At 66.1% G+C, this 4,551-nt stretch carries 4 protein-coding genes; 3 read left to right on the top strand and 1 reads right to left on the bottom strand.

Features of this window, described 5'->3' with window-relative positions; translation table 11 throughout:
- Together ACT84W_RS04205 and holA are read left to right on the top strand one after the other, a co-directional pair.
- Positions 1-1,956, top strand: a 1,956-nt coding sequence (locus ACT84W_RS04205) for a ComEC/Rec2 family competence protein (protein WP_444328309.1), incomplete at its 5' end; no start/stop codon positions are given.
- 319 nt (positions 1,957-2,275) lie between these two features.
- Positions 2,276-3,238, top strand: a complete 963-nt coding sequence (gene holA / locus ACT84W_RS04200; protein WP_444328308.1) for a DNA polymerase III subunit delta — start codon at positions 2,276-2,278, stop codon at positions 3,236-3,238.
- 116 nt (positions 3,239-3,354) lie between these two features.
- Here holA and rpsT read toward each other — a convergent pair whose 3' ends face one another.
- Positions 3,355-3,618: a 30S ribosomal protein S20 gene (gene rpsT, locus ACT84W_RS04195; RefSeq protein WP_417576483.1), complete on the bottom strand. Its 264-nt coding sequence runs from the start codon at positions 3,616-3,618 to the stop codon at positions 3,355-3,357.
- 130 nt (positions 3,619-3,748) lie between these two features.
- On the opposite strand from rpsT, the gene ACT84W_RS04190 reads away from it, so the two are divergent.
- Positions 3,749-4,551 (top strand): GTP-binding protein (locus ACT84W_RS04190; protein ID WP_444328307.1); only part of this gene is annotated, 803 nt, incomplete at its 3' end.

Raw genomic sequence — 4,551 nt, 5'->3', positions numbered from 1 at the left:
GACGAGCGCGGCACGAGCAATCGTATGCAGGGGGTCTGCGGATCTGTGAAGGCGCTTCGGGTCCTCGGGTCGGAAGAAGCGCGGGGCGCCTACGGGGCGATCCTGCGCGTGAGGCGGGTTGTGCTCGGGTCGTTCACGGCGGGAGCCGCGAGCGACGAGGGCGATCGTGGTTCGGAGCTCGGCGATGCAGCGGGCGCCACCGCGGGCAACGAGGCTGCGCGCGCCCTGCTCGAGGGGCTCCTGTGCGGGTATTCCCCCGACCTCAAGGCCCTCGGGCTCGACGAGGAGTTCAGCGCCGCAGGGGCCTCTCACATGCTCGCGGTCTCCGGGGCGCACCTGGTCGTCATATCCGCCTTCATCGCGGCGGCTCTTCAGCGCACCCCGTTGCGCGAGGAAGGAAGGCTCGTCTGGCTCCTCGGTGTCACCGCCGTCTTCGTCGTCCTATGCGGGGCGCCTCCCTCCGCGGTCCGGGGCTGGCTCATGTCGCTCGTCTCCCAAGGGGCGAGGCTCGCCGGAAGGCGGGGTCATTCGCTTTCCGCCGTGAGCCTCGTGGGGCTCGCCATGGCGCTCGCCGACCCGACCGTGAGCGGGCAGCTCGGCTTTCTGCTCTCGGTCTCCTGCGTCGCGGGGATCGCGTTGTTCGGCGGTTATGCCAAGCACGTTGTCATCGTGGCGCTCGGGCGCCCCAGACCTCCCAGATGGGTGCCGAGGCCGCTCAATGGGCCTATGAGGGGCCTTTTGACGGGAGCCACCGATGCGCTGGCGCTCACGCTGGTCTGCCAGGCGGTGTCCCTACCCCTCACAGCATCGGCGTTCGGGGAGCTCTCGGTCGTGGCACCTCTTGCGAACGTCCCGCTCTCGGTCCTCTTCGGCCCGCTGGTGTCGCTCGGGCTCCTGTGTGCCCTCGCCTGCCCGGTGCCCCTGACGCAAAGCGTGCTTCTCGCTGCCTTCGATGTTCTGGGCCGCGTTTTCATCGCGGTGGTCGAGCTCTTTGCGGGGCTGCCCCATGCGCGCGTCGTCCTCGGGGGCGATGCCGGCGCCATGGGCGCGTTGCTCCTCGTGCTCGCGGCTCTCCTGCTCATCGCATGGCCTCGCGTCACCAGATGGCGCCTCTTTGCTGTCGGTGGAGTAATTTGCTTTTTGACCTGCTCTTCGTTTGTCCGGTGGCGCTTCTTCGCCCCTGCGAGGATCTGCGTCATGGACGTCGGGCAGGCCGACGCGATCCTCCTGACGGACGGCTCGTCTTCCCTCATGGTCGACGCAGGGCTCGACGACGAGGTCGCCTCCGCCCTTGCGAGGAACCACGTCTCGCACCTCGATGCCGTGGTCCTCACGCATCTCGACCAGGACCATGTCGGCGGGCTCGATGACCTTCAGGGAATCGTGACGGTAGGCGACGTCTATTTGGCGAAGGGGGTCGCGAGCCTCATGACGCCTGAGCTCGCGTCCGCAATCGAGCGCCTCTGCGGGCATGGGCCGGTTGAGCTCGTCTACGGCGACGCGCTGACCTGCGGCGGGTTTCTTGCTCGCGTCGTGTGGCCGCGTGAGCCCGTGTCCGGGGAGGACGGCAACGGGGACTCGGTCGTGCTCCGGGTCGGGTTCTCGAAGGGTGGGAGGAGCCTCCAAGCGCTTTTGACCGGCGACGCGGAGGGGGAGCAGCTGGGGCAGATCCTCGCGGCGAGGGACGTCGGGGACATCGACTTTTTCAAGGTCGGCCATCACGGCTCGGCGGTCTCCGTGGACGAGAGCCAGGCTGCGCAGCTCGCGGCTGAGGTCGCCGTGGCGAGCGCGGGGGAGGGCAACCGCTACGGGCACCCGAGGGCCGAGTGCATCGAGGCCCTGGAGGCGGCGGGCACGAGGTTTCTGTGCACCATCGACGCAGGTGACGTGACGGTCGAGCCGGGGGCTTCCGGCCCGGTCGTCTCGGCGCAGAAGAGGACGTTGACAGTCGAATAGCGCATTTAAGCGTTAGCCCGAGAAGCTGCGACCCAGGGCAGACGGCGGCGCCTCCCCGAGTGATCGAGGGGGTGGTGTCTATGGATTTATCGGAGGTGATCACACTTATCGCGCTCGTGCTGGCCGCCATTAGGCTCGGCATCGAGATAAAGAAGTAGCCGCCCTTCTATTTGGAAAGGACGGCTGCCCCACACGCTAAAAACGTGAGAAAAGGAGGCGTACCAACCCGCCCAATGGGTTCGCCGCCTGTCCTGAATTGTAGCTTCTCGGTGCCCTGGGTGGCAAGGGGTATGATGTGTACCCACGAGAAAGGAAAACCATGGCGCAAAGCCCCCAGCTGCTCCCGGCCTACCTCGCCGTCGGCCCGGACGAACTCAAGCGCAAAGAGACCGTCGCGCGGCTCAAGGCCCGCGCCGCCGGCCCCTTCGAGGCCTTCAACCTAGAGGAGATCGAGGCTACGCCCGACCTCGAGCCGCAGGCGCTCGTCTCGTCCCTGAACACGCTTCCCATGGGCGCCGACCGGCGCATCGTCGTGCTCGAGGGCGCCGACAAGCTCCCCAAGCCCGTCTCCGAGGCGATCATAAAGTATCTCGGGAACCCGAACGAGGCCTGCACGCTCTGCGTCACGGCGATGACCCTGGCGAAGACGACGCGCTTGTACAAAGCCTTGGCCAAAGTCGGCCCCAAGGCCATCATCGACTGCTCCGCAAAGAAGGGCCGCGATCTTCTTCCCTACGTGCAGAAGCTCGCGCGCGCCCACAACCTCACCATTGCATCCGACGCGGCGAGCGAGCTCACGGCGCGCGTGGGGGAGTCCTCCACGATGCTCGACACCCAGCTCGCGAGCCTGAGCGCGCTTCTGGGCGGCGGCGGCAATGTCACGAGGGAGCTCGTGGAGGCCAACGTTGCCCGCGTGGCCGAGGTCAAGCCGTGGGAATTCCTCGACCGGCTGTCGCAGCGCGACCTCGGGCGCAGCCTGCAGCTCCTTCGCCTGCTCGACGGGGGCTCTGCGATCGGTCTTTGCTCGCTCATCTGCGGGCGCGTGCGCGAGCTTATCTGTGCACGGAGCCTCGGCGCCCGCGGCGAGGGCGGCATGGTGGCAAAGGAGCTCAAGAAGCAGGAATGGCAGGTCCGCAATCTCGGCTGGTGGGCGCGTAACTTCAGCGACGGGGAGCTCGAGCGGCTCCTTTCCGAGTGCGCTGACGCCGACGCGGCGCTCAAGTCCGGCGCAGACGAGCGGGCGACCCTCACGCGCCTGGTGGTCTCCGTCTGCGGGCGGTAGCTCTCTGTGATGTGACGCTGGGGTGGCATGAACTTCCCGTGCTTGCTTACACGCACAAAAAAAGACCCCGGGCAGCACCCTGGGGTCTTTAACTCATCCGTATGTCGGAGAAGAAGTTACTTGATGGTGTTGACCATCTTCTGGACGCCGGACTTGCGCTGGGCGGCCTGGTTCTTGTGGATGATGCCCTTGGAAGCGGCCTTGTCCAGCAGACGGCCGGCCTTGTTGGCGGCGGTCTGGGCGGCCTCGACGTCCTTGGCATCGACGGCGGTCTTGACGGCCTTGACGGCGGTCTTCAGCTCGGAGCGGACTGCGCGGTTGCGGACGCGAGCCTTCTCGGCGGTGATGATGCGCTTCTTCTGCGACTTGATGTTAGCCACGTGCGGTTCCTTTCGATTACAAATACTGAGGCCTCTTGTGGGCTCGATTGTGGGGGTTTCGAACCCTGACACGGCGAGGTCAACTTCGCGAGTATAGCATGAAGCCGGCGACTTCGCTATGATTCAATCTATGACTACTTATGACACCTCACATATTCGCAACTTCTCTATTGTTGCGCACATCGACCACGGCAAGTCGACCATCTCGGACCGCATCCTCGAGCTCACCCATACTGTGGAGGAGCGCGACATGGAGGCCCAGCTCCTGGACACCATGGACATCGAGCGCGAACGCGGCATCACCATCAAGTCCAACGCCGTGCGCGTCGCCTACGACGCAGACGATGGCGAGACATATCAGTTCAACTTGATCGACACCCCGGGCCACGTGGACTTCACCTACGAGGTCAGCCGCTCGCTCGCCGCGTGCGAGGGCGCCGTCCTCGTCGTGGACGCGACCCAGGGCGTCGAGGCCCAGACCGTCTCGAACGCGACGCTGGCCATGAACGCAAACCTCGACATCGTCCCCGCGATCAACAAGATCGACCTGCCCTCGGCGCACCCCGACGAGGTCAAGGAAGAGATCGAGGAGGACCTCGCGATCCCCGCCGACGACGCGGTGTGCGTCTCCGGCAAGACTGGCGAGGGCATCCATGAACTGCTCGAGGCCATTGTTTTTCTCGTCTCGCCCCCGGAGGGCGACGCCGAGGCCCCGCTCAAGGCGCTCATCCTCGACTCGTACTTCGACGAGTACCGCGGCGTCGTGGCCACGGTGCGCGTGTTCGACGGGCGTATCCGCAAGGGGCAGACCCTGCGCATGATGCAGATGGGAACCGACTTCCTCGTCGACGGCGTGGGCGTCAAGCGCCCGGCCGAGCAGCTCCTGCCCGAGCTCGGCGTGGGCGAGGTCGGCTTCGTCGTCACGGGCCTCAA

Source organism: Paratractidigestivibacter sp., from assembly GCF_052362415.1.
GTDB lineage: Bacteria > Actinomycetota > Coriobacteriia > Coriobacteriales > Atopobiaceae > Paratractidigestivibacter.
This window is presented reverse-complemented; position numbering and strand designations above follow the sequence as displayed.

What these genes read in the sequence shown, in the direction of transcription:
- holA (WP_444328308.1), top strand. Translation starts at nt 2,276, where the DNA reads ATGGCGCAAAGCCCCCAGCTGCTCCCGGCCTACCTCGCCGTCGGCCCG.